Origin of the sequence: Planomicrobium sp. MB-3u-38 (genome assembly GCF_002836425.1) — a bacterium.
Taxonomy (GTDB): domain Bacteria; phylum Bacillota; class Bacilli; order Bacillales_A; family Planococcaceae; genus Planococcus; species Planococcus okeanokoites.
Genome location: NZ_PJBO01000060.1, coordinates 271,697 through 297,036 on the forward strand (window position 1 = coordinate 271,697; position 25,340 = coordinate 297,036).

A 25,340-nucleotide genomic window follows, 5' to 3' on the forward strand; every position below is an offset into this window, starting at 1 on the left:
ACTGCTCGTCGCAAAGGAGGGCCATCTTCGTATGGCACACCTTGGCTCCCGCAATAAGCCGAGAAGAACACTCGTCTTATTGCTTCGCCGAGTTCAGAGGCGCGCCGGCGCTGAGAGAATTTTCTAAAGATATGAAGCAAAACAGCGCAGACTTCCAGGTTATCTACTCATTACAAGCCAGCAGGAAAGCGAAGCTATTTTGCGGAATATCGTTTATCAAAATCTTGAAAATAGTAATAACAAATAGAAAGGTGGTTGGGATATGAAACAGCCAGATCGACTTCAGACATGGATCGAGAAGGGGAATGTTCACATTTCCCAGCTTTTTTTTCAATTTTACAAGGAATTGAAGATTTCGGATGAGGAAGCAATGTTGTTGATGCACGTGCAGGCTTTTCAGCAGGCAGGCAACCATTTCCCGACTCCTGATGAAATCGGAGCACGCATGATGTGCTCTCAAAAAAGCGTCACGACGATGTTGCAGAAATTGATGCAGCAAGGATTCATTGCCATTGAGCAGGAAACGGCAAATGACATCCTGACAGAGAATATCTCACTGCAGCCTTTATGGGATCGATTGCTTGATTGTGTCGACCAGGAAGAATATCAGGAAAAGATTCATTCCCAGAAAGAAATGGAAGGCCAGGTATTCCAGTTATTCGAACAGGAGTTTGGCAGGTTCCTGTCTCCCATGGAGATAGAAACGATTTCAATGTGGATGGATCAGGACGGGCATACACCGGCTGTCATCAGGATGGCACTGAAAGAAGCGGTCATCTCTCAAAAAATGAGTTTGCGCTATGTTGACCGCATCCTTTTCGAATGGAAGAAAAAGAATATCAAGACTTCATCGGAAGTCACGAAACATGCAGCAACTTTCAGGGAAAAAAATATCCAGATTCAGCCTTCGACAGACAACACTGCAAAAAAAGTGAAATTCTATAATTGGCTGGAAGACCGGAATTAGCAGGTGATTGAAATGATGTCAAAAAAAGAATGGCAATTATGCCTTGAGGAAATGGATCACATGTTTCCTGATGCGCATTGTGAGCTGATTCACCGCAATCCTTTCGATCTATTGATTGCGACTTTGCTGTCCGCGCAGTGCACGGATAAATTGGTCAATAAAGTGACCGCAGACCTTTTCAAAAAATACCATACACCGGAAGATTATGTATCTGTGCCGCTTGAAGAGCTGCAGGATGATATCCGTTCGATCGGCTTGTTCCGCAATAAAGCGAAGAACATCCAGGCATTGAGCCATATTCTGATTGAGCAATTCAACAGTGAAGTTCCAGCGGACCGTGATTTACTGACGACTTTGCCGGGTGTGGGCAGAAAAACGGCAAATGTTGTAGTTTCAGTAGCTTTTGGGATTCCTGCACTGGCAGTCGATACGCATGTGGAACGGGTGGCGAAGCGTCTGGGGCTCAATCGCTGGAAAGATTCGCCGCTGCAAGTGGAAGAGACCATCATGAAAAAGACGCCTTCGGAAGACTGGTCCAAAACCCATCATCAGATCATTTTCTTTGGACGCTACCATTGCAAATCCCAAAATCCCGGCTGCCATATCTGTCCTTTATTCGACAGATGCAGGGAAGGGAAGAAACGCGAGAAAAAAGGGCTGGTTAAGCGTGAGCACATTACAGAGGTCAATTGATAAAGAAAAAATTACGCCTTTTATAGAAGCCTGGACCATGTTGGAAGAAGAAATCAGGATCCTGCACGTCAGCAAGGATAATAGTCCGGAAGCATTAATGCATGAAGGAATCATTTTGTACAAATCTTTATTGGAGCAATGCAGTTCGGACGAAGAAAAGATTGCTCCATTGAATAATGAAGAACGGCTGGCTTTCGTTGAAATGAACTGCAGAACGTTTGCGGCATATCGCCAGCTTCAGGAATTATTCAATGAAATGCAAAAGAAAATCGCCTCGAAAAGAGCGATTCTAAATAGAAATAATGATTGAACATAAAAATACCCTTAAGCAATTTTTGCTTAAGGGTATTTTTTGTGAAGTTATTCTTCACTATCTTCATCGTCATTGTTTCCATTGCCGTTTCCGTTGCCATTATTTCCATTTCCATCTGCAGGAGGGACGGAAGCGCCGTTGGCTTCACCGTTGGAATTTTCTCCATCTCCGCTGCCGTCTTCAGGAGGAGTTTCGCCATCTCCTTCACCGTCTCCGCCATCTGCAGGAGGGGTTTCACCATCACCTTCGCCTTCACCATTTCCTTCATTTCCGCCGTTTCCTTCACCTTCACCATTTCCTTCACCTTCAGGAGGGGCGTCGTCTTCCGGTGGAGCTTCATCTTCTGGAGGAGCTTCGTCTTCAGGTGGTTCTTCCTCATCTGCCGGTGGAGTTTCTTCCGGTTCCTCAGGCTCTTCAGGAGGGGTCACTTCAACAATGACTGAAGCTGGATCGCTTCGCTGGTCACCTTTTACCGCGGTTACGCTGAAAGTATAGGCGCGGCCTTCTTCAAGCGCTTCGTAGGTATAGGATTTGTCGTCTGTAGTAGTGAGCACTGACCTGTTGCCGTCTGCTTCTACAGCAACTTCGAATTGCACATCCTCAACGTCACCGTAAGTCCATGTCAAATCGACGTTCGAACCATCAACAGATGCATTGAGTCCGCCGGGAGCATCCAGATCTTCCTGTACGAATTCTTCAGACACTTTTTCCGGAACAGTGCCACGGACAAATAACTCAGTGCTCTTTTGATCCGATGGAGTGAAGTCGCTCGCCAATTGAAGTGGTTCTGTTCCAACTTCAATCGTCGCTTCCACTACTGACTCCGGCTGCTGGAATCTTCCTGCTTCAGAAGAAGAAATCTTCGACATTACATCTTTAAAGATTTGCTGGGACAATAAACGTTCATTGGATGCTGTGTCCATTGCTCCTTCACGGGAAGGATAGCCGCTCCAGACTGAAATTGAATATTCAGGAGAGTAGCCTGCAAACCAGATATCCGGAGCAGAACTGCTGTCATGTCCATATTTATCAAATTCTTCAGGGGTAAAGTTTGTTGTTCCAGTTTTACCGGCAATATCCAAGCCGCTGATTGCAGCTGCCTTACCGGATGCTCCAGCAATATTAGGGTCCACGACATCACGAAGCATGTCAGTCACCATATAAGCTGTGCTGTCTTTCATGGCTGGAACTGATTCAGGCGCGACTACCTGTTCAGTAGTGCCATCCCTGAAAACGATTTTTGTTACAGTATGCGGCTTTGTATAAATACCATCATTGCCGAAAGCTGCGAAAGCTCCAGCCATCTCAACCGTATTGATATTTTCCTCTGGCGAACCGATTGCGGCCGATTCGTATATGCCTCCAAAATTCAATCCTAATTTCTGGGTGAATTCTTTTGCATTTTTTGTGCCAACTTCATTCAAAGTCTTAACCGCCGGTACGTTGCGTGAACGGTAAAGCGCTTCGCGCATCGTCATCTCACCAAGGTAGTCGTTATCGAAGTTACGGACTTCCTGGTCACCGTCTTCATATGAATAAGGTTCATCCACCAAAGTCTTACCTGTCGACCAGTTAAGATATTCGATGGCTGGGCCGTAGTCAATCAGTGGCTTGATAGTTGAACCGATTTGGCGGTCACGGGCTGTCGCGTAATTGCGGCGGACATCTCCGCTGTATTCGCGGGCTGCACCGACTGCGCGGATAGCCCCTGTTTCAGTATCGACAACCGTCAAAGCGGATTCGACTTCATCGTTGAAGAAAATATTGGAAGCCATAGTTTCGTTTACCGCTTTTTGTACATTTGGTTCTAGTGTTGTGTAAATAGTCAACCCTTCATCGAGTGAGATATCTTCATCCAAGGCTTCAATTTCATTTTCGACCATTTCCATGAAGGCTGTATATTCACCGCTCGGCGGGGCAGGGCGCTGTTCCTCCGGCAATAAAGTTTCAGTTACCGGAATCGCCTGTGCTGCTTCTTTTTCTTCAGTCGTAATTTTGCCGTGCTGTTCCATCAGGCGGAGCACCACATTGCGTCTTTCTTCTGCGCGCTCCGGGTTATTGAAAGGGTTGTAGCCGTTCGGGCTTTGCGGCATGCCTGCAAGCATCGCGGCTTCATGCAATTCAAGTTCAGAGACGTGTTTGCCAAAGAAATTTTCGGAAGCTGTTCCAAATCCATAAGTGTTGCCCGACATCAGGATTTTATTGAAATACATTTCAAAAATTTCTTCTTTTGTATACTCCTGTTCGAGCTGGTAGGCAAGATAGGCTTCCTGAGCTTTCCGCTTAATAGTCTTTTCATTTTTCAGGAAAGAATTTTTGATGACTTGCTGTGTGATGGTACTTGCTCCTTCAGAACCGAATCCATCGGTCACGTTCGCAATTACCGCACCACCCAGACGGATGATATCAATGCCGGGATGTTCATAGAAGCGGTTGTCTTCTGTTGCCAGAATCGCATCTTCCATTAACTTGGGAATATCTTCGTAATTGACGTATTCACGGTCTTCACCTGTCATATAGGGTATTTCCGTTTCCCCGTCAGCTGCTAGGAAGGTAGGGCTGATCGGATCGCGCAGGAGTTCTTCGTCAAGTTCCGGGGCACTGCTGGCATAATAGGTAAAAAGGCCGATGCCGAATACCAGTCCGATGACTCCGACAATGAGTATTGCCAGGATGATCCGTTTAAACCAGCCGCCTCCGGAGGTTTTCTTTTTCTTGCCCTTTTTCTTTTGCTGTTCCATTGCTTTTCTGCGCTGTTCGCGCGACATTTGTTTTTCGCTCACTAAATGTTCCTCACTTTCGTTGGTGCTTGTCTACTGAAACTTATTCAAATGGGGCAGGTAATCGATGCGCGGAAACGCACCTGGTTTCAATTCAATACCGGTTTCTTCAATTTCCGTCAAAGTCACAGACTTCCTGCCGCCGCTCATCATTCTATTCCAAAAAAATTCAAAAGCTTCAAAAGGAACAATAAAATAACGGTCTATAGAAGAAAAGCGAATGATCAGGAAAGCCAGTCCATCATGTTTTACGACTTGTGCCATGTGCTGGATTTGGTGTTCGTGTATATTCTTCAGCGGAAAAGAAGTTTTGTTCTCCGTTTCCTTCGCCTCGAAATCAATGTATTTGCCGTTCCACACGCCATTATAGTCGGTTGTGGAGGGGGAACGGAAATACGCTTCCTTTATGACAGCGGCACTTCTGGATGGGTATTCGACCCTGACGATTTGGACAGGAACCGGTTTTTTGTGGATGACGGCATGTCCGAGCTGCAGATAATAATCGTTTGTCTCATTCAATTCATCCTCTAGTGTTTTACCCCGATTACTGAAAGAGAAATCTTTTTTCTTCTTTTTCTTTTTCTGGTCCGCTGGCTGTTCTTTCTGTGGAATGAATTTTTTGCCGTTTGGATAATTGATTGCCATTGTGATACACCTCGCTTACTTTATCATATCACATAGATTTAGACGATAAATGAGACCCGAAGTTCCATTTCGCTAGGTTCATGATAGCCGATAGGCGTTTGAAAGCCAATTGAAAAGAATGTCTGTTCGTTCATAGTCGTCTCATCAAGGTGTATATGATAAACTGAGGACATTGGAGGGATCTTGAAAAATGAATATTCGTGAACTTTCTTCCTTATTATATGATGAATGCGGAAAATGCCAGGACCGCTTTTTTGATATGCGTGAGCGGGACACGGTACCTGACTTTTACGAGGACGTAAAACCATACGCAGATTATTGGCACACTAAAATAAATCAATGGCAAGAGGAATCGCTCCTTTATATACAGCAAGAGCGGCCGAAATATGTCCATAAACCGCAGATTGATACAGCTGCAGAAGGTATGACACAATTTTTTGTGCAAAGTTTTTATAAGGAAACAAGCAAGAAACGTTTTATCCAAACCATACAGGCGGCCCAGTATACGTTACAGACGTTCATGCTGGCCATAGATGAAAAGAGCGATGAAAGATGATCAGAAAGAAAACATTGCCTCAGTTGATGGATGAATGGAAAACCGAGCCCGATATGATGGAGCGGATTGTCCATTGGCATACAAAGGAAGAAAAGCCGGCGAGGTACGCCGATTTTCCTGAAGAGATGCATGACAGCCTGAAAGCTGCACTCAGAAAAAAAGGCATTGAGCAATTATATACACATCAGCGCCAAGCTTTTGACCTGGCTCAGGAAGGCAAGTCCTATACGGCAGTCACTCCGACTGCGTCCGGTAAATCATATTGCTACCATCTCCCGGTGCTTCATAAGATCCTCAACGATCCAGGAGCAAGAGCGCTGTATCTGTTTCCGACAAAAGCATTGGCGCAGGATCAGAAAAGCGACCTTCATGATCTAATAGAAAAAACGGAGAAGGATATTTTATCATATACGTATGACGGCGATACATCACCGGCAATCAGAACGAAAGTGCGAAAAGCGGGGCAGATTGTGATGACCAATCCGGATATGCTGCATTCCGCTATTTTGCCGCATCATACGAAATGGGTGTCACTGTTTGAAAATCTCCATTATATTGTCATAGATGAATTGCATACTTATAAAGGTGTTTTCGGTACACATGTCTCACATGTAATCAGACGCCTTAAACGGATCTGTGAATTCTACGGCAGCAATCCGGTCTTCATCTGCACCTCCGCGACAATCGCCAATCCGAAAGAATTGGCGGAAGCATTGACCAATGAAGAACACGCATTGATCGACCAGAACGGAGCACCTTCAGGCAAAAAGCATATCGTCTTTTATAACCCGCCGATCATCCACCCGACTTTCGGGGTCAGAAGAAGTGCGGTGCTTGAAGTGCGGGACTTAGCTACAGTGCTGATAAAACAAGGGATCCAAACCATCGTATTCGCAAAAAGCCGTGTCAGGGTCGAGATGCTTGTGACATATCTTCAGGCGATCACGAAGATGAAGCTTCAGGATGAATCCATCAAGGGTTACCGCGGAGGCTATCTGCCGACCGAACGGCGGGCGATCGAGAAAGGTTTGCGGGATGGTTCGATCCAATGTGTCGTTTCGACAAACGCCCTGGAACTTGGCGTTGATATCGGCCAGCTGCAAGCCTGCATCATGACCGGCTATCCGGGGAATATCGCCAGCGCCTGGCAGCAGGCAGGCCGTGCCGGAAGACGCCAGGATGAATCTTTGGTTGTCTATGTTGCGCAGTCGACGGCCCTCGACCAATATATTATAAATAATCCTGCTTATCTATTGGACCAGTCACCGGAAGAAGCAAGAATCCATCCGGAGAATATCATCATCTTAATGGACCATTTAAAATGCGCTTCTTTTGAATTGCCTTTTTCGACAGATGAAATGTATGGTGAATTCGAAGTGCAGGAATTGCTCGAGTACCTGCAGGAACAGGGAGTGCTTGTACGCACATCTGACCGCTGGCATTGGATGAGCGACCGTTTTCCGGCGCATGACATTTCATTGCGCTCAGCGTCACAGGAAAATGTTGTCATCATCGACCAGTCCGTGCCATCTGATACCCGTGTAATCGGCGAAATGGACCGTTTCAGCGCATTGACTTTATTGCATGAAGAAGCGATCTATCTTCATCAAGGGACTCAGTTTCAAGTAGAGATTTTGGATTGGGAAGAGAAAAAGGCGTATGTCCGTGAAGTGGATGTGGATTATTTCACTGATGCCAATCTGGCAGTCGAGTTGAAAGTGATGAGTGAGGACAAAACCAAAGACATGCAAGGGGCGGAAGTTTTTTACGGCGATATCGCGGTATTGGCAATGCCGACCATATTCAAGAAAATCAGATTCGATTCTCATGATAATATCGGTTCGGGTCCCATCTCGCTGCCGGCTGAAGAGCTTCATACTTCCTCGACCTGGCTGAGTTTCAGCAAACCTGATGGATTCTCGGATTCAGAATTATCGGATATGATGACCGGTGCGGCATACGCCATCGAATCATTCATCCCGATTTTCGTGTCCTGTGACCGCCGCGACGTTCATGTGGTGCCGCAGGTGAAGTCCCCGCATAACGATTTGCCTTCATTCTTTATACATGATTCCTATCCTGGAGGCATCGGAATCAGTGAACGGATCTATGATATGTGGCTGCCGCTCCTTGATAAAGCGAGGAGCCACGTCGCTGAATGTCCATGCCTGGATGGCTGCCCTTCGTGTATAGGAGCGCAGGATGCAATGGTCAATATGAAGGAAAATGTCATCAGATTACTCGACGAGCTTCGCGAAGAGAGGTGAGAGCCGATGTCGTTCGAAAATAAACTGCTGCAGATGAAAGGCATGCTGAAGAAAGACGCAGGTGCCAAGCCGAAGCAGAAAACACAAAAGCAGGAAAAGAAGCGGCCAATGCATGAAGACAGATGGCAGGATATCGGCCTTGAATTGGTGGAGAACGAATTTGGATTCGTTTTTAAAAAAGTGATCAGCTATCCATTTGACACGCGTCATGGAAAGATAGGGTTAAATGAACTGGACAGGGTATTGACTGCGTGGGAAAGTGCAGACTTCGATCATCCGTTCAAGTTGAAAAAAGATGAGCGGATTCTTTTTTTTGATACTGAAACGACTGGCCTCAGCGGAACCGGAGCTTATATCTTCCTTGCAGGATTATTGGAACGCACAGAAAAGGGATTTGAAATGGTCCAGTATATCATGCCGGATCCATCCAATGAAGCCGCTTTTCTCTTTGAGACCAATCTTTGGCAGTCGGAAGATCCGATCATCTTTTCTTATAATGGCAAGAGTTTCGATTGGCCGCAGCTGACCTCCAGATGGACGATGCACCGCAATATTTTGCCGAAGCTGAAAACGCTGCGGCAAATCGATTTATTCCATGGCACTAAAAGAATTTGGAAAAATGAATTGGCGCGGATGAAGCTGAGCACCATCGAGGAAGAAAAGCTCGGATTCACCCGGGAAGGCGATGTGCCAGGCTTCTTGATACCCGCCATCTATTTGGATGCGGTCAAAAGCGGCTATCCGGAAGCATTGGATAAAGTGCTTTATCATAATGAACTGGATATTCTTTCACTCGTCTCGCTATATGTCTTGTCATCGGATCTATTGATGGAAGACCTGGAATCTGAAACCTTCGGCGCTTATACGAATATCGGGAAATGGTACGCAGATCTTAAACAATTCGATCAAAGCGCAGCTTATCTCGAACATGTAACTGCAGAACGGGGAGCTTCTTCGGCACTTGCCCGTTATTTTTTAGCAATTCAGCGCAAACGCAGCGGACAATACGAAGAAGCAGTGAAGCTGTTTACAGAAGCTGCACCGAATCTGCGGGGACCTGTCGAAGTCGAAGCCTGGATCCATGCGGCTAAATTATATGAACATCAAGTCAAAGATTATGACAAGGCCTTGATAATGGCAGGCTTTGCGAAAGAATCCAGCAGCCACACTAAAATCAGGAAATCGCTTGTACAGGATATCGATAAAAGAATGGCCCGGCTAGAATTGAAAAAACAAAAAAATCGTCCTTCAAATGAGAATTTTTGAAACACAAAAATTATGCTTATGATATACTTACCATAAGCATTCTTTTATCCCGTATTAACGGTCATTAAGTCTGTCGCATCATTTTGCGGAAGGCCAGCTGTCCGTAAAAACCCGATTGGATCAACTAACATTCAGTGGAACATGTTTCCCGCCGCTGAATGAAGTTTCTCTTTATGGAAGGACGATTTAAATGGACAATAAATTCACAGCTAAAGATATTTTAGAAAAAGATTTTAAAACAGGTATGCGCGGCTACAACCAGGATGAAGTTGATCATTTCCTTGATGATATCATTCAGGATTATGAAGTCTTCACGAAAAAAATCGATCAATTGATGAATGAAAACAAGCGTTTACGCGCTGAACTTGAAGATGCTCCACGCAAACAGGCGACACCTGCACCAGGAACAACGAATTTTGATATTCTGCGCAGACTCTCCCATTTGGAGAATCACGTCTTCGGCAATAAACTGAACAACGAGTAATACCCTTTGTTTTATTGATGAAAATGCAGTATACTGATGAAGCCATTGGAATTCCGGCAATCGCTCCGGCTACCGGCCGGAGAGGAAAGTCCATGCTCGCACGGACCTGAGATGGCCGTAGTGATCGCGCTTAGCGAAACAATAAGCTAAGGCAGCTGTTATGCAGCTGACGGCGGGTAGAACACCTAAGTCTTCGGATATGGTCGAAATACCCTGAAGGTGCCACAGTGACGGAGCTGTATAAGAAATTATACAGGTGGAACGAGGTAAACCCCGCGAGTGAGAAACCCAAACTATGGTAGGGGCACTTTTCCGAAGGAATTGAACTGAGGAAAAGGCAGGCATAGCCTTGCAGATAGATGATTGCCTTCCAAGTGTACAAGGCGAGAGCCGTTTGAGTACGTGGAAAACAAAACATGGCTTATGGAATTTCCGATGGTCTTAAATTGCAATTAAAAAAAGCTCTCCCCAGGGAGGGCTTTTCTTATGATTACAGATAGAAGAGGATGCGGTGTTTTTGGCTGATCAGCGATTTGTTGAAATGGAAGAACTTACGATTTCAGGATTTCCAATCGAGTTATCCGAAAAAGTGTTTCAGAAGGTTGCAGAAGGAATCATGATAACCGATCTTTCCAAAAGAATTCTGCATGTCAATCCGGCTTTTGAAATTGTTACAGGATTCCAGCGGGATGAAGTAATCGGCCATACGCCGAAAATTTTGCAGTCGGGCATCCATAAAGGTGATTTCTACCAAAGTATGTGGACGGAAGTGCAAACTACGGGAGAATGGCAAGGTGAAATATGGAACAGGCGTAAAAATGGTGAAATATATCCTGAATGGCTTAATATCATGGCCATTCGGGATAATGGCGGGGAAATTCGGAATTACTGCGGCATCTTCACGGATTTGACCGACCGGAAATCTGCTGAAAAAGAGCTGAAGGAAATGGCGCTGACCGATTCTCTTACAGGAGTTTCGAACCGCTATGACTTTGCCGAACGGATGCAGCAGCTGCTGAAGACTTCCGAAAAGTATACAATTACGCACTCCCTGCTATTCCTGGACCTCGACCGCTTCAAACAAATCAATGATTCCCTCGGCCATGATATTGGAGACCGATTGTTGGTCGAAGTTTCACAGCGCATCCGTGAATTGATAAAAAACAAAGACATCATTGCCAGATATGGAGGCGACGAGTTCGTTATCGCCTTATCGGCCATTAAACATCCGAGGGAAGCCGCCCATTTAGCCGAAAGCATTATTGATGCACTGGGACGGCCATTCCTTTTGAATGAAGAAGAGATTTATATTTCGACAAGCATAGGGATTTCACTTTATCCCAATGATGGGCAGACAGCAGATGAATTATTGCGGAAAGCAGATAAAGCGATGTATTTTTCGAAAGAAAATGGCAGGAACCAATTCTGTTTTTTCCATGATGAATTAAAACCGTCCTCCAAAAGGCATGTTGTTCTCGAAAGTGAATTGCGAAAAGCGATAGAGTTGAAAACGGTTAAAATGGTCTACCAGCCGAAAATTGACATAGTCAATAATCGTATAACCGGTTATGAGGCTCTAGTCAGGTGGGAAAGCGAAAAACTGGGTCAGGTATCGCCGGCCGAATTTATTCCGCATGCGGAGTCTTCCGGATTAATCGCACCATTAAGTGAGCTTATCTTCGAAAAAGTCTGTGAAGATTTTATACAATTCAATATGGAGCGCGGCAACAAAGCTCCGATTTCCATAAATATATCAGGGATGCATTTCCAGCAAAGCCAGTTTGTTTCGACATTAAAATCCGTGTTTGAAAGGATGAATTGCCAGCCTTCTTTTTTTGAACTTGAATTGACGGAACATACAATTATGGCGAACGGAACAGAAACAGCCGATAAATTGAATGAACTTAAAAATCTCGGGTTTAAAATTTCAGTTGATGATTTTGGCACTGGCTATTCATCCTTAAGCTACCTTCATCGTTTTCCGATTGATTATTTGAAAATTGATCGGAGTTTTATAAGCAATATCAATGGCATAAAAGAAAATGAATTGATCGTCAATGCAATCATCAATATGGCTGCCAGCCTTCAGATGGATGTCATTGCAGAAGGTGCTGAAACGACTGAGCAGGTGGAATTGCTTCGCAGACTCGGCTGTGGTATTGTTCAAGGATATTATTTCAGCAAGCCGATGCCTGCAGAAAGCGTCAGTTATTTTGTGGAAGAATGGAATATCAGTCAACAGGAAAGGGTGTAAGTATGGCTACATATAAATTGTTAGCGACTGCCGCAATGGGCCTCGAGTCCATTGTCGCCAGTGAAGTGAAAGACATGGGTTACGACACCCAAACCGAAAACGGTAAAGTTTTCTTTGAGGGAGACGAGCGGGATATCGCCAAAACAAATCTTTGGCTGCGTACAGCAGACCGTGTAAAGATTATTGCCGGTGAATTCAATGCTTATACTTTCGATGAACTATTCGAAAAGACGAAGGAAATTGAATGGGAAAAATTCCTGCCGGTGGACGCTGAATTTCCTGTACAGGGAAAATCAGTGAAATCGACTTTGCATTCGGTGCCGAATTGCCAGTCCATCGTCAAGAAAGCGATTGTCGAACGATTGAAAAAAGCTTACCATCGAAACTCTTTCCTAGATGAAACTGGTCCACGTTTCAAAATAGAAGTTTCCATACTAAAAGATAAAGTTCAATTATCTATAGATACCAGCGGCGCAGGCTTGCATAAACGCGGCTATCGTGTCGACCAGGGGGAAGCGCCACTGAAGGAAACACTTGCAGCGGCTCTGGTGAAATTATCACGCTGGACACCGGACCGCCCTTTTGTAGATCCATTCTGCGGTTCAGGTACAATCGTCATAGAAGCGGCAATGATCGGCCAAAACATTGCACCGGGCTATAACCGGGAATTTGACAGTGAAAAATGGCCATGGATCGGTGAAGATATCTGGAACGAAGTGCGGGAACAGGCAGAAGAGATGGCGAATTATGATCAGCCGCTGAATATTCTGGGTACCGACATCGACCACCGGATGGTAAAGATAGCTGAACAAAATGCGCTGGAAGCCGGATTTGCCGATATCATCCAGTTCGAACAGCGACAAGTCAAAGATTTTAAAACTACTGAAGAAAATGGTGTTGTAATCGGCAATCCTCCTTATGGTGAACGAATCGGCGAGATTGAAATTATTGAAGAGATGATCCAGGATATGGGAAGGATATTTTCGAAGCATCCGACTTGGTCTGTTTATATCCTTTCTTCAATGGCAAGATTTGAAACGCTCTATGGCCAGCCGGCTACAAAGAAAAGAAAATTGTTCAATGGTTTTATACGCACGGATCTGTTCCAGTTCTGGGGAGAGCGTCCGAAAAAATAAAAATGATGGAACGGAAGAGCATCAGCTCTTCCGTTTCTCTGTGAGGAGAGTTTATGAGACAACCTATACCATTTCCGTTATCGAAAGATAAAACCTTCTTTGAGTCTTTGAATGATTGGATCGGAGACGTTTTTTACGATGAGCTGCCGGAAAAAGGGTACGATCTTCGCGATGAACAGATCTTTATGGCATTTCAAATGGAGAAAGCCTTAAAAGAAAAATCGGTAATGTTTGCGGAAGCAGGCGTAGGCACAGGGAAAACGCTTGCCTATCTGCTCCCGGCAATCGCCTACGCCAGATATACAGGAAAACCGGCGTTAATTTCCTGCGCCGATGAAACACTGATTGAACAGCTTGTTAAAAAGGGCGGGGATATTGACCGTTTGGATGAGCTCTTTAACTTGAACCTGGATGTCCGGCTGGCAAAATCACGTGACCAATATCTATGCCTGCAGCGACTCGAAGGTGCAAAGAAAAGAAGCGGAGCGGATTTTCTGGATGACATAGAATCCAGGCTGCCGGAATTCGTCAACAAAACGTTTTCAATGCAGAACACCTATCCTTACGGTGAACGTTCCAGTTTTCCGGAAATCAATGACCATCAGTGGCAGCAGGTCAACTACCACCCGATCCAAAACTGTGCAGCTTGCGAACTGCGCAATAAATGCGGTCAGACCATACACCGCAACCATTACCGGGAAGCGACTGATCTCGTCATCTGTTCCCATGATTTCCTGATGGAGCATCTGTGGACGAAAGAAACACGTATCCGGGAAGGACAGACACCGCTATTGCCTGAGTTCTCCCAAATCGTTCTTGATGAAGGCCACCTCTTGGAATTCGCGGCTCAGCGCGCTTTAACATATGAAGTTCAGGAAAGCACACTCCTTGATGTCACAGAAAGTATACTGGCAGATAATGTCCGTGAAAAGACCTTGAACATGATTGAAGAGACGATTGATCTGCACAACGAATTTTTCCGCTTGCTCCGGAAAAACATCGTGGCAAGTGATGAAGACCGAAAGGCGATTAGCAGAGATCCGGCGTTGATCAGTTTAGGCAAAGGGCTGGTCAATCACATTAATCTCTTATTAGAGGAATTTGTTTTTGAAGGTGAATTATTTACAATCCCTGAATATGAATTGCGTCTGGCGGAAGAGTTCTTTGAGAAATACATCTTCTCGATGGGTTTATTCACGGAAGAGGGAGACGCAGTGCACTGGCTCGAAATAAAAGATGACATTGAAACACTGGTCATCATGCCTCGTCTGGTGACAGATATTCTGGACGAAAAACTTTTCGATGGAAAAGTGCCGATCATTTTTTCATCTGCGACATTATCCATTAAAAAAGATTTCAGCTATTTGTCGGACAGCCTGGGCATTGATAAATACCAGTCATTTACTGTACCTTCGCCTTTTGACTATGAAGATGTCATGAAAGTGCTGAAACATCCACTGGAACAGCGGGATAAATTCCAACGTGCCTATGATTTACTGTCGAGTGGCGAACAGACACTGATTTTATTCAAATCAAAAATGGATATGGAGAATTTCAAGCAATCATTGCCGCTTGACCATGCTTATAAAATTGAGTTCGAAGGTGATCGTGAATTATCTACCGTCGTCAAGGATTTCCAGGATGCCAAATTCCAGGTGCTTTGTTCTTACCATCTGTGGGAGGGGCTGGACTTGCCGAAAGATGCATTGACAAAAGTCATCATAGTCGATTTGCCGTTCCCGCCACAGGATCCCGTTTTTGAAGCAAAACGGAAATTCAGCTCCAATCCGCTTGAAGAAATCGATCTTCCATTCATGCAGCTCAGAATTCAGCAGGGCATCGGGCGATTGATCCGTACGTCTGAAGACCACGGCGAAATCCACTTGTTGTTAAATGAAGATGAACTGGCTCTTGAGCACCTTTGGCAAGAGGTGTTGCCGGTCACTGCTCAAAATTTTCTAAAATAGTAATCCATTCATGATATAATAGACCCATTCGACAAAGGGGGATTTATATGTCATCGGAAACGCAATTTACGGATCATATGAAAAAACTGAAAGCTTATAATGAAGCTGTATCACTGCTTTATTGGGATTTGCGCACCGGCGCACCGAAAAAAGGTGTCGATTTGCGTTCAGAAACAATTGGTGTGATTTCTTCTGATATTTTTATTATGTCAACTTCAGATGAATTCGGTGAGCTGATAACTTCACTGGAAGCGAAAAAAGAGGAGCTGGATCCGGTGATGCTTCGATCTGTGGAAGAAGCGCGGAAACAGTATGATTTAAGCAAAAAGATTCCAGCTGATGAATACAAGGAATTCGTGATCCTTCAATCCAAAGCTGAATCTGTTTGGGAAACAGCCAAAGATACAGATGACTTTTCTTTATTCCAGCCTTATCTTGAAAAGATGGTGGCTACGACGAAAAAGATGATCGGCTATTGGGGAGAAAAGAACGGCAGTGCCTACAATACGCTGTTGGATCAATATGAACCTGGCATGACTACTGAAATTCTGGATGAGGTATTCGGCGACTTGCGCAGCCGCATCATCCCACTGGTGCAGAAAATTGCCGATTCACCCAACAAACCACAGACAGATTTCCTGTATCACCAGTTTCCGCAAGAGGCACAGGAAAGTTTCAGTGATAAGATTCTGGAGCAGCTTGGCTATGATTTCGATGCCGGACGGCTCGACGAAACGGTGCATCCTTTCATGATCGGCATCAATCGCCAAGACGTTCGGATCACGACTAAATATGATGAAAAGGATTTCCGTACAGCAGTATTCGGCACTATCCATGAATGCGGACATGCATTATATGAACAGAATATCGGGGAAGAGTTAAGCGGAACATTAGTGGAGACTGGCGCATCTATGGGCATCCATGAATCCCAATCGTTATTTTTCGAGAATTTTGTCGGCCGCAGCGAAAAATTCTGGGAAAAGAATTATGAGATGTTAAAAATGTTTTCACCGGAACAATTCGGACAGGTGTCACAGGAAGAGTTTATCCGTGCGATCAATGAATCCAAGCCTTCACTCATCCGTATTGAGGCGGACGAACTGACTTATGCACTTCATATCATGATCCGCTACGAGTTGGAGAAAGGGCTGTTCAACGGCGAATTGGAAGTGAAGGATCTGCCACAGCTATGGAATGATAAATATGAAGAATACCTTGGTGTCCGCCCTTCCAACAATTCTGAAGGCGTGTTACAGGATGTCCACTGGGCTGGCGCAAGCTTCGGGTACTTCCCATCATATGCGCTCGGCTATATGTATGCCGCGCAATTCAAAAATGCCATGCTGAAGGACCTGCCGAATTATGATGAACTTTTGGCTGCAGGAGATATTGCACCAATCCGGAACTGGCTGACAGAGAATGTGCACAAACATGGTTCGATGAAAAAACCTCTCGAAATTTTGGAGGAAGCGACCGGTGAAGGGCTGAATGCAGAGCATCTGGCGAAATACCTGGAAGAGAAATATTCAAAAGTCTATCAATTAGCTTAATATGTATGCTAAAGCCGTCCCGGCTGCAATCGGGACGGCTTTTTTTTATTTATGACGAAACTGTAAGATTAGCGTCATCTTCAGTAAATGCTGGCTTTTTATATCCGTCCTATACTGAAGACATCCCAGACTGATCTTGATAATTAACTGTGGATGTAAAAAAATAAGATTTGAGGAGAGAAGATCATGAAAAAAATCACATTATGGATAACGGCATTATGTGCGGGGGCGATAATTTTGTCAGGCTGCAATATTTTAGACAAAGCAAATGGAATCATTCTTTACGGGGATGAAGAAAAAGTTTTGGCCTCGCTTAAAGAAGAGCATAAAGGCCAAATTGAAAAAGATTCACTTTTGGTAAAACTTATGGAGGCTGACGGAGAACGGCTGCTGATCATGGATGTAACTTCTGCGCAATATCTGATCGACAAGGAGTTGCTGAGAGAAGTGGAGGATGGCAAAGATAGTGAAGCTGTTCCATCACTTCCCGAAATAGCAGAAGGCGAAGCGATTCTTTTTGCCAAAAAAGCAGACAGTAACATCCATTTAGACAGCTTGGCAGTTCAGGTGAACTATGAGGGGAATGTCATTATTGGTGACGGCCGTGTGTATGCAGACTTTTTTTTAGTTCTAGCTGATGAGGAATTTCAGGAATTTGAAGCCGAAGAGAAAACGATGGGTATTATTCAATATAATAAAGACCCGGATGGCATCGGCGGCTTTGATGTCGAAAAAGAACAGCTGGTAAAGATTGAAGGGTGACAGAATCGTTTTATTTTCCTGAAAGAATCTTTTCCTCTGCCCATCTAATTGAATCGTGGCGGGACAATTACCGGAATTTTCGATTATAATAGGAGCCGGAGGCGATAAAATGTTGAAGTCATTCAGTTTAGAAGGAAAAACAGCAATTGTGACAGGTGCGGGTAAAGGGATCGGCCAGGCTATTGCGCTGGCAATAGCGGAAGCAGGCGCCAACGTTATGCTTGTTGCACGGACGGAATCAGATTTGCAGAATGTAAAGGAACTGATCGGCAATGACCGGACAGAATATGCAGTTGCTGATATAACCGACCGGAGCCAAATTCGCCGGGTGGTTGAAAATACGATGGAACGGTTTGGCGCAATAGACGTTCTTGTAAATAATGCAGGCATGAACATCCGTTCAAAGCTGATGGATGCGACGGATGATGAATGGCATAAGATTATGGATACTAACGCCCAAAGCGTTTTCATGTTTTCACAGGAAGCAGCAAAGAAAATGCAGAGTGGCGGCTCGATCATCAATATCAGTTCAGTGGGCGGTGAGCGGGCATTAAAAACAGGTGTCGTATATGCCGCATCAAAAGCAGCCATCATCCAGATGACTCGTGTAATGGCAATGGAATGGGGCGAGAAGAATATTCGTGTCAATGCCATCGGTCCTTGGTATTTCCGGACGCCTTTGACGGAAAAACTGTTGAACGACAAAGAATATCTGGATTCGATTTTGGCTGTGACCCCGATGAAGCGCGTCGGTGAACTTCCGGAAGTTGCCACGCCGGTCGTGTTCCTGGCATCAGAAGCATCCAGCTATATAACGGGCCAGACGCTGTTTGTAGACGGAGGCATGTCGATACATGGGTTTTCTTAAGAAAAGCGGAAACAGCCGTTCAGCTCTGACAGGCAAGAGATGGATCAAATGGAATTTGAGCCATCTCTTTGCGACGAAGCAGCGCAGCGATGCAGGAGCAATAAGATTTTAGATGATTTGGTGAGGTGGCGCTTTATGCCACGCAGCTGGGCTGACTTATGACCGAAGAGTTGGCTGTTGGAGACTGGACAGAGAAAAGCGGAAGCGCCCGTTCTGCCCCGACAAGCAATAGATAGTTCAAAGGTAAAATGAGATATCTATTGCTATCGAGAGAGAAAGATTAGAAACCGATATTCCGCAAAACAGCTCCGCTTTCCTGGTGGCTCGCGCTGAGCTAACTCGGTCTTGTTCCACTTCGCCCGAGTGGATCTCAGCACTTCGCTTGGTCACCTGGGAGTCTTCGCTGTTTTGCTCCATATCTTTAGATCACTTTCTATATAAGGTATTCGCATCAACTTGTTTCTAGTATGGAAGTGGATGCTTTATTCCGATACATCATTAGAATGAAGTGACAGACGGTGAAGAGCAAAGATATGCTCCTGCATCGCTTCGCTGCTTCGTCGCAAACGATTTGCTCTTTGCAAATCGCTTCCTGCGGGAGCAAGAGCGTGTCCTAAGACCCCGCAAGAGCGAAGCGATGAGGAGGCTTAGGCCGCTCCCCGCGGAAAGCATCCGTCTAAAACGGAATGATTATAGAAGTTTCCGGTTTCTCGACAGCTTGAATTAGCCAAACGTAACTTAGACCATCTCATTGCGACGTAGCAGCGGAGGCGCCCGCTCAGAGTGAAATGACTTTCAGTAAATGGAAATTCAACCACATCCTCTCCTTAAATGGAGGGGATGTTTTTCGTTTATCGCGATAAATGGTATGATAAAAGGAGTATGAAATGAAGGGGATACCGGAATATGACAGCTTTGGACCATCATAATGAATTATTAGAAACTGCGCGGCTGCACCGCATCTTTGAAGAGAATGACGACACTGACCGTGCAGCGAAAGCGAAATTGTTCGGAAAGAAAATATTGAAAAATCAGTTCATCATCGGTTTTGCGGGACATTTTTCTTCGGGAAAATCATCCATGATCAACGCATTGACTGGCGAAACTTTATTGCCATCAAGTCCGATACCGACCAGTGCCAATATCGTGAATGTGCACAAAGCGGATTCTGATTTTGCCATCGTCAATAAGACGGAAGGGAAGCCGGTTTATTTTCCTGAGAATTATGATTTTGATGCCGTTAAGCAGTATTGTAAAAGTGGCGATGTGACACAGATCGATATCGGCCACAAAGACTCAGTTTTACCGGATGGTGTTAGTGTCATGGATACTCCGGGAGTGGATTCGACAGATGATGCACACAGGATCTCCACTGAATCTGCACTGCATATTGCAGATATGGTTTTTTATGTCATGGATTATAACCACGTCCAATCCGAATTGAACTTCAATTTTACAAAAGAATTGCAAAAATATACGGACCTTTACCTGATTGTCAATCAAATCGACAAGCATCAGGACAGTGAACTGGATTTTCCAGCTTTCAAAAAATCTGTAGCGGATTCTTTTTCTGCTTGGGGAGTCGAACCGAAAGGCATATTCTTTACGTCACTGCGGGATTTCGAAATGGAAGGCAATGACTTTGAATCAGTTAAAGCACTTGTTTCTACATCAATGGAAGGCTGGGAAGGAAATGTCGGAAAAGCTGCGGAATCCACGCTTTCCCAATTGAAAGATGAACATCTGAACTTTTTGGAAGATGAAAAGATGGAGAGGCTGGAGGCTTTTTCAAACGTGTTGAGTCCGGAAGAATGGGAAATGCGTGAAGATGTTAAAGCAGAGACCACTAAAGTGGAACGGCGATTATCGGTACAGGATTTTGAGAGCTGGAAAGGCGATTTCGAAAAGAACCGCAAAGAATTGCTCGAAAATGCCAATATCATGCCATACGAATTGAGAAATTCCTTAACGCTTTATCTGGAAGCCATGCAACCCGATTTTAAAGTTGGCATGCTTTTCAGCGGCAAAAAGACGGAGACTGAACGTGATGCCCGCCGGAATGATGTCAAAGAAAAACTTGGTACTGTTATTCCGTCTCAAATCACTGTGCATCTGAAAAGATTGATGAAGTCCGCTTTGAAGGATGCGGCGATATTGACTGACCGGGATTCCTTGGCAATCGATGACATGGAACTGGAAGTACCGTTTTCAGTAGTTGAAGACCAAATGCCAAAAGGTGTTCTGATAACTGGTGACACAGTCCTTAATTTCGCGAATAGTTTAAGTGTCGGCATACAGCGCTGGTTCATAAAAGAAACCGAAGGCTGGAAAAATGCGCAGAAAGAGAAATTCGAATCACTCCCTGAAGATGCTGGTACAGAAATTGGCATGAAGGCTGAGACGCTGAATCAGAAGCTGCTTGCCATCAGTACGCTGGAAGAAATGAATGAAAGAATTGAGCAAGTTGAGCGTGCTTTCTCCGCAATGCTGCCGAAACAAAAGGCGGCTGCGGAAACGCTTCTGGAAGAATGGCGCAGCGAGTTCCATGCTTCGACAGATGAAATGGTCGAGTTTGATTCCTCAATGCTGGCAGCTGATGATAATGCAGTCGAAGAAAAGGTTGAGCAATATGCAAAAACTGTCGGCACCGATCAGCATGATGAGAAAGCGGTGCTGAGTCGTGCTCTGAATACGTCATCCGCGCTCAGTCCGATCAGAGGCTTTGAGGAAACAGCAGATTATTTGAAAAGAAAAGCTTCACGACTTGAAGGACAGGAATTCACAATTACATTATTCGGTGCTTTCAGCGCAGGAAAATCCTCATTTTCAAATGCGCTGATGGGAGAAACTGTCTTGCCGGTCTCTCCTAATCCGACTACTGCGACGATTAACCGCATCCGCCCGGTCAGTGAAAATCATCCTCATGAAACGGCCGATGTACGCTTGAAGACAGTACAGGAAATGATGGAAGATGTGCGCAATTCCTTTGAAGTATTCGGTGTTAAAGTTCAGACATTGGACGATGCTTACCGAAAAGCCGGGGATTTGCCGGAAGCCGGCGGTACTGAGCAGCAAGTGCATAAATCCTTTATTGAAGCTTTCAAAGCCGGCTATCGTGATTTTAAAGACCGTTTGGGAGAAACCATCCGAACAGACCGGGAAGAATTCGGTTTATATGTCGCCAAGGAAGAACGCAGCTGCTTTGTGGATGAAATCGATTTTTATTACGATTGCGAGTTAACGCGCAGCGGTGTTACTTTAGTCGATACACCAGGTGCAGACTCGATCAATGCCCGCCATACGAATGTAGCTTTTGAATACATCCGGAATGCAGACGCCATATTGTTCATCACTTACTATAATCATGCCTTTGCAAGGGCAGACCGGGAATTTTTGATTCAGCTCGGGCGCGTGAAAGATGCTTTTGAAATGGATAAGATGTTCTTTGTTGTCAATGCCATCGATTTGGCGCAAAACAAAGAAGAGCAGGAATCGGTCGAGAATTACGTGAAAGAGGAATTGCAGCGTTTCGGCATCAGATTCCCACGGCTGTTCGGAGTTTCAAGCCTTCAGGCGCTGAAAAATCGTGAGCAATCAGGAATGCCGGAATTCGAAGAAGCTTTCCAGCACTTTTTAAAAGATGAGTTAAAAGGGATGGCAGTTCAATCACTGGCAGAAGAAGAACAAAAAGCGGTTGCACGCTTCCGATCTTTGATTGAGCATACCGATTCCAATATGTCCCGCAAAGATGAACGATTGGCGGAACTGAAGATTCTGGAACAGCAGCTGCGTAAGCAATTTGCGGATTCGCCTGCTCCGGTAATGATCAAGGATGCGATGCAGGAACTGAGTGAATTGTTATATTATGTGAATCAGCGTGTGTTTTACCGATTCAATGATTTTTTCAAGGAATCATTCAACCCTTCCTTATTTGCCGGCAAATCGGCACAGCAAGCTTTAAACGCGGCTTTACACGAACTGGTGGAAATGACGGCATTTGATTTTGAACAGGAAATCAGAGTCACTAATTTCCGCCTTTCGCAGCGGATAGCGAAAAACATTGAAAGCCGCTTCCGGGACGAAACTGAAAAACTGCGGGCGCAAAATCCTGATTTCTCATTCACTCCTTATGAAGTGGCAGAAGCATCGATGCTTGAACCTGATAAGGCCTTTACAGGTACGGATTATTCTTCGGTAAAATCCTATTATCGAAACAATAAAAGCTTTTTCGAGAAAAATGAAAAAGAAAAACTTCGTGACGCTCTTCAAGCTCTGATGGAGCCTGATGCCCAAGTTTATCTCGAAAAAGAGAAACGGAAACTGGCTGAATGGGCAGAATTCTGGATTGAACAGGAAGCGGAAGGGTTAAGGCAGCATATTATCAGACAAGGCACTGACCAGATCGATTCTGAGCGGACGTTATTGCAGCAGGAAGAAAAATTGGCGCAATGGAAAGAAATATATACAAATCTGATAAGCGAAAGGGTGTAGGAAATGAAAGTATTCATAGAAACGCTGGAAACGGATCAGTATCGCTGGATCGATACCCGGTATGAACTGGGCAAGCCGGAGACGGGGGAATCTCTTTATAGACAGGAACATATCGAAGGTGCGATTTACTGGGACCTCGAAAAGGATTTGAGTGATATGGCATCTGAAGCCGGCCGGCACCCGATGCCTTCAAACGAGAAATTGGTCGGATTGATCCGGAAAAGCGGATTGTCTGCTGACGATCATATTATTGTATATGACCAGGGAGGAGCGCCTTTTGCCGCAAGAGCCTGGTGGTTATTGAAATATTGTGGATTCGAGAATGTCTACATCAGCAAAATGGGCTTTACGGAAATGAAGGAAAATGGAGCGGCAGTATCAGAAGAAATTCCCGAGTACACTCCTTCGAATTATGAGCCTGAATTTAAAAATGAAATATACGCGGACCGTGAGTATGTTAAAACTGTGATTAAAGGTGATGAACTTGGCATTCTGCTTGATGCAAGGTCTCCAGAACGCTATGCGGGAATCGAAGAACCGCTGGACCGTGTAGCAGGACGGATCCCAGGTGCGCATAATTTTGACTGGAGCCAGTTGGTCAGCCACGGGAAACTGGATACCGAAGTGGACTTTTCTTCTGTAATTCAGCAAAATGAACCGGTAGTTGTTTATTGTGGCAGTGGCGTTACGGCAGCTCCTTTATACGCTATGCTGGCTGAAAAAGGTTATGACTCGCTGCGTCTGTATACAGGCGGTTATTCCGACTGGATAACGGATCCTGAAAATGAAGTGGAGATTGACCGGGAGCACCAGCCGGAAGCTTCGGATGAAGATACACGCGCTATACTCGCAAAATTGATTGAAGAAGGTTACAGCGGTGAAATGCTGATGAAGAAATTCGAATATGAAAAATCGCTGCTGCAGGACAAGAAATGATGCGCGCAGGATCATATTAAAAAGGGGTGCCGGAAAAAATCCGGCACCCTTTTATATTTGAAGAATATTCATATGATCACTTTACTCATGCTTAACAAGCAGCAACCTGATTATCTGATGATTTTCCATTTCACGTACGGTAATGGTATGGCCGGGAAGTTCCACTTTTCCGCCTTCGCTGATTTCTGTATTCATCATTTGTACCCAACCGCCGATGGTGTCCACATCTTCACTGTCATAAAAATTCAGCGCAAAGCGTTCCTCAAGATCTGACAATAGGACTCGGCCGTTCAACAGATAACGGTTAGCATCGAGGACTTTGATTTCATCCCGTTCATCTTCATCGAATTCGTCCCGGATTTCCCCGACGATTTCTTCAAGAATATCTTCCATTGTGATGACCCCGGCTGTGCCGCCGTATTCATCAACCACTATCGCCATGTGGACATGCTCTTTCTGCATTTTGACCAATACGTCTTGAATAGGAGCCATATCATGTACAAAAGGGATATCGTGCATCGCAATACTTTTTTTCAGATCCATTTCCTTTGTATAGTTCGTCAGCATTTCCTTGACGTTGATAAAGCCGATAATATCATCTTTATCTCCCTGCTCCGTAACCGGATAGCGGGTGTACTGATGCTCCCGTACTATTTCCATCAAATCGCCATGATCCATTTCCATAGAGATGGTCTCCATTTGGGTGCGGGGGATCATTATATCTTTTGCCATTCTTTCATCGAAAGAAAAGATATTCTGCATATACGACAGCTCGGTCTGATTGATTTCACCGCTGTTATAACTTTGGGTCATGATGATTTTCAAATCTTCTTCGGAGTGCGCCTGTTCATATCCTACTGTTTTGATGCCAGCAATCCTAAGCAATCCTTTGGAAGTGCCGTGCATAATGCGGATGGCGGGTTCCATGAATCTTCCAAAGAAATAAAGAGGCCATGCCACTCTTAAAGCGATATGCTCTGCATTTTGAATCGCCATCGTTTTAGGTGCCATTTCACCAATCACGACGTGGAAGAAAGTGATGATGGCAAAAGCCACTCCGAATGAAAATATAGTGGTAACAGGTTCATTGGCATTCAGCGTTTCGAACAGCGGACGCAGCAACTGTTCAATCACCGGTTCACCGAGCCAGCCCAGACCCAGGGCAGAAACCGTGATTCCAAGCTGGCAGGCTGAAAGATAGTAATCCAGGTTATCAATAATTCTTTTGGTAATGGCCGCGCTGCCATTGCCTTCTGAAATCAATTGATCGATGCGTGAAACACGAACTTTGATAATGGCGAATTCCGCTGCCACAAATAATGCCGTCATCGCTATCAAAAGCAACATAATGAATAAATTCAAGATAAGTAAACTGTCCAATTAATCCTCCCGAGACAGGAGGTTC

At 44.9% G+C, this 25,340-nt stretch carries 18 protein-coding genes and 1 other RNA gene; 16 read left to right on the forward strand and 3 right to left on the reverse strand.

The genetic code is table 11. The features are described 5' to 3' along the window. Positions 1–262: 262 nt before the first annotated feature. From CXF70_RS12500 to CXF70_RS12510, 3 genes are read left to right on the forward strand one after another with little or no spacing between them, the layout of a single operon-like run. A complete protein-coding gene (locus CXF70_RS12500; RefSeq protein ID WP_084245568.1) occupies positions 263–967 on the forward strand; it encodes a DnaD domain-containing protein in 705 nt (234 codons plus the stop codon). 12 nt (positions 968–979) lie between these two features. Further along, positions 980–1,660, forward strand: coding sequence for an endonuclease III (gene nth / locus CXF70_RS12505; protein ID WP_101802930.1), 681 nt, complete (start codon positions 980–982; stop codon positions 1,658–1,660). After that, entirely contained in the window at positions 1,635–1,970 is a 336-nt protein-coding gene (locus tag CXF70_RS12510) for a YpoC family protein (protein ID WP_145990726.1), read from the forward strand. The genes nth and CXF70_RS12510 overlap by 26 nt, the downstream gene beginning before the upstream one ends. Positions 1,971–2,020: 50 nt before the next feature. Here the strand turns inward: CXF70_RS12510 and CXF70_RS12515 are convergent, their stop codons facing one another. Together CXF70_RS12515 and recU are read right to left on the reverse strand one after the other, a co-directional pair. Continuing rightward, a complete protein-coding gene (locus CXF70_RS12515) occupies positions 2,021–4,756 on the reverse strand; it encodes a penicillin-binding protein 1A (protein WP_101802931.1) in 2,736 nt (911 codons plus the stop codon). A gap of 30 nt (positions 4,757–4,786) precedes the next feature. Further along, positions 4,787–5,398 carry a Holliday junction resolvase RecU gene (gene recU, locus CXF70_RS12520; protein ID WP_084245576.1) on the reverse strand — a complete coding sequence of 204 codons (612 nt, stop codon included), beginning with the start codon at positions 5,396–5,398 and terminating at the stop codon, positions 4,787–4,789. 190 nt (positions 5,399–5,588) lie between these two features. Between recU and CXF70_RS12525 the strand changes: the two genes are divergently transcribed. The 13 genes from CXF70_RS12525 to CXF70_RS12585 all read left to right on the forward strand — a co-directional run bounded on the left by CXF70_RS12525 (position 5,589) and on the right by CXF70_RS12585 (position 23,935). Beyond that, entirely contained in the window at positions 5,589–5,954 is a 366-nt protein-coding gene (locus CXF70_RS12525; RefSeq protein ID WP_101802932.1) for a YppE family protein, read from the forward strand. Further along, positions 5,951–8,221 (forward strand): DEAD/DEAH box helicase, encoded by a 2,271-nt coding sequence (locus tag CXF70_RS12530; RefSeq protein ID WP_101802933.1) that lies wholly within the window; start codon positions 5,951–5,953, stop codon positions 8,219–8,221. The genes CXF70_RS12525 and CXF70_RS12530 overlap by 4 nt, the downstream gene beginning before the upstream one ends. A 6-nt stretch (positions 8,222–8,227) precedes the next feature. Further along, positions 8,228–9,487, forward strand: a complete 1,260-nt coding sequence (locus CXF70_RS12535; RefSeq protein ID WP_101802934.1) for a ribonuclease H-like domain-containing protein — start codon at positions 8,228–8,230, stop codon at positions 9,485–9,487. A 190-nt stretch (positions 9,488–9,677) separates the two neighbouring features. Continuing rightward, the gene (gene gpsB / locus CXF70_RS12540) at positions 9,678–9,971 is read left to right on the forward strand and encodes a cell division regulator GpsB (protein ID WP_084245584.1); all 294 of its coding nucleotides are present in this window, start codon (positions 9,678–9,680) and stop codon (positions 9,969–9,971) included. Positions 9,972–10,019: 48 nt separating this feature from the next. Next, positions 10,020–10,400, forward strand: an RNA gene (gene rnpB, locus CXF70_RS12545) — RNase P RNA component class B. Between the two features lie 88 nt (positions 10,401–10,488). After that, positions 10,489–12,225: a putative bifunctional diguanylate cyclase/phosphodiesterase gene (locus CXF70_RS12550; protein WP_233208629.1), complete on the forward strand. Its 1,737-nt coding sequence runs from the start codon at positions 10,489–10,491 to the stop codon at positions 12,223–12,225. Between the two features lie 2 nt (positions 12,226–12,227). Next, positions 12,228–13,361, forward strand: coding sequence for a THUMP domain-containing class I SAM-dependent RNA methyltransferase (locus CXF70_RS12555; RefSeq protein ID WP_084245588.1), 1,134 nt, complete (start codon positions 12,228–12,230; stop codon positions 13,359–13,361). Between the two features lie 53 nt (positions 13,362–13,414). Next, positions 13,415–15,328, forward strand: a complete 1,914-nt coding sequence (locus tag CXF70_RS12560) for an ATP-dependent DNA helicase (protein WP_101802935.1) — start codon at positions 13,415–13,417, stop codon at positions 15,326–15,328. Between the two features lie 47 nt (positions 15,329–15,375). Next, on the forward strand, positions 15,376–16,878 hold the full coding sequence (locus CXF70_RS12565; RefSeq protein WP_101802936.1) for a carboxypeptidase M32: 1,503 nt from the start codon (positions 15,376–15,378) through the stop codon (positions 16,876–16,878). A gap of 186 nt (positions 16,879–17,064) precedes the next feature. Continuing rightward, positions 17,065–17,640, forward strand: a complete 576-nt coding sequence (locus CXF70_RS12570) for a lipoprotein BA_5634 family protein (RefSeq protein ID WP_101802937.1) — start codon at positions 17,065–17,067, stop codon at positions 17,638–17,640. A 109-nt stretch (positions 17,641–17,749) separates the two neighbouring features. Next, the gene (locus CXF70_RS12575; protein WP_101802938.1) at positions 17,750–18,508 is read left to right on the forward strand and encodes an SDR family NAD(P)-dependent oxidoreductase; all 759 of its coding nucleotides are present in this window, start codon (positions 17,750–17,752) and stop codon (positions 18,506–18,508) included. Positions 18,509–19,414: 906 nt separating this feature from the next. Beyond that, positions 19,415–22,999, forward strand: coding sequence for a dynamin family protein (locus CXF70_RS12580; protein WP_101802939.1), 3,585 nt, complete (start codon positions 19,415–19,417; stop codon positions 22,997–22,999). A 3-nt stretch (positions 23,000–23,002) separates the two neighbouring features. Beyond that, positions 23,003–23,935 carry a sulfurtransferase gene (locus tag CXF70_RS12585; RefSeq protein WP_101802940.1) on the forward strand — a complete coding sequence of 311 codons (933 nt, stop codon included), beginning with the start codon at positions 23,003–23,005 and terminating at the stop codon, positions 23,933–23,935. 81 nt (positions 23,936–24,016) lie between these two features. On the opposite strand, the gene CXF70_RS12590 is transcribed toward CXF70_RS12585, so the two are convergent. Then, positions 24,017–25,315: a hemolysin family protein gene (locus tag CXF70_RS12590; protein ID WP_101802941.1), complete on the reverse strand. Its 1,299-nt coding sequence runs from the start codon at positions 25,313–25,315 to the stop codon at positions 24,017–24,019. Positions 25,316–25,340: the final 25 nt, after the last annotated feature.

Excerpts from the sequence above, each read along its gene's own strand:
- CXF70_RS12500 (WP_084245568.1), top strand. The coding sequence starts at position 263 with ATGAAACAGCCAGATCGACTTCAGACATGGATCGAGAAGGGGAATGTT.
- nth (WP_101802930.1), top strand. The coding sequence starts at position 980 with ATGATGTCAAAAAAAGAATGGCAATTATGCCTTGAGGAAATGGATCAC.
- recU (WP_084245576.1), bottom strand. The coding sequence starts at position 5,398 with ATGGCAATCAATTATCCAAACGGCAAAAAATTCATTCCACAGAAAGAA.
- CXF70_RS12525 (WP_101802932.1), top strand. The coding sequence starts at position 5,589 with ATGAATATTCGTGAACTTTCTTCCTTATTATATGATGAATGCGGAAAA.
- CXF70_RS12530 (WP_101802933.1), top strand. The coding sequence starts at position 5,951 with ATGATCAGAAAGAAAACATTGCCTCAGTTGATGGATGAATGGAAAACC.
- CXF70_RS12535 (WP_101802934.1), top strand. The coding sequence starts at position 8,228 with ATGTCGTTCGAAAATAAACTGCTGCAGATGAAAGGCATGCTGAAGAAA.
- gpsB (WP_084245584.1), top strand. The coding sequence starts at position 9,678 with ATGGACAATAAATTCACAGCTAAAGATATTTTAGAAAAAGATTTTAAA.
- CXF70_RS12555 (WP_084245588.1), top strand. The coding sequence starts at position 12,228 with ATGGCTACATATAAATTGTTAGCGACTGCCGCAATGGGCCTCGAGTCC.
- CXF70_RS12560 (WP_101802935.1), top strand. The coding sequence starts at position 13,415 with ATGAGACAACCTATACCATTTCCGTTATCGAAAGATAAAACCTTCTTT.
- CXF70_RS12565 (WP_101802936.1), top strand. The coding sequence starts at position 15,376 with ATGTCATCGGAAACGCAATTTACGGATCATATGAAAAAACTGAAAGCT.
- CXF70_RS12570 (WP_101802937.1), top strand. The coding sequence starts at position 17,065 with ATGAAAAAAATCACATTATGGATAACGGCATTATGTGCGGGGGCGATA.
- CXF70_RS12575 (WP_101802938.1), top strand. The coding sequence starts at position 17,750 with ATGTTGAAGTCATTCAGTTTAGAAGGAAAAACAGCAATTGTGACAGGT.
- CXF70_RS12580 (WP_101802939.1), top strand. The coding sequence starts at position 19,415 with ATGACAGCTTTGGACCATCATAATGAATTATTAGAAACTGCGCGGCTG.
- CXF70_RS12585 (WP_101802940.1), top strand. The coding sequence starts at position 23,003 with ATGAAAGTATTCATAGAAACGCTGGAAACGGATCAGTATCGCTGGATC.